Source organism: Photorhabdus caribbeanensis (assembly GCF_018448885.1).
Classification (GTDB): Bacteria; Pseudomonadota; Gammaproteobacteria; order Enterobacterales; family Enterobacteriaceae; genus Photorhabdus; species Photorhabdus caribbeanensis.
Window position 1 is genome coordinate 1 of sequence record NZ_RCWB01000154.1, and the last position, 399, is coordinate 399.

The window sequence follows — 399 nt, forward strand, 5'->3', positions numbered from 1 at the left end:
ACCAAAAAAGGCATTTTTGATGGAAGGAATCAGGATGATATTGATAAATCCAATGATGTTGAAATTCAGTTGGTGAATTTGGGATTACTGCCGTTAATTACCGAAGTTTAATGGGAGTGATGTTATTTACCAATCGAAAAACGATGGAGAACTTTCATGTCAAAAGCGGTTATTCTGTTAGGTGATATGACAGATCATGGCAGTAAGGTTATTACCGTTATTGATGAATATACTCACAATGGTGTACCTATTATGGCAAAAAATAAGGTAATCAGGAGACGTTAATATGCCAATACCCTTATTAGCTCCGGTCGCAGTGGGTGCGGCTGAATATGTCGCCAGCGCCTGTGCCGGAGTATTAATTGCGGTTGGGTTGATGGAAGCCAGTAAAGATAAATC

At 39.3% G+C, this 399-nt stretch carries 1 protein-coding gene; it reads left to right on the top strand.

Annotated features, from left to right (window positions below):
• Window positions 1-156 precede the first annotated feature (156 nt).
• The gene (locus EAE90_RS24405) at window positions 157-285 is read left to right on the top strand and encodes a PAAR domain-containing protein (protein ID WP_281422397.1); all 129 of its coding nucleotides are present in this window, start codon (window positions 157-159) and stop codon (window positions 283-285) included.
• The last annotated feature ends 114 nt before the right edge of the window (window positions 286-399 follow it).

What these genes read in the sequence shown, in the direction of transcription:
- EAE90_RS24405 (WP_281422397.1), top strand. Translation starts at nt 157, where the DNA reads ATGTCAAAAGCGGTTATTCTGTTAGGTGATATGACAGATCATGGCAGT.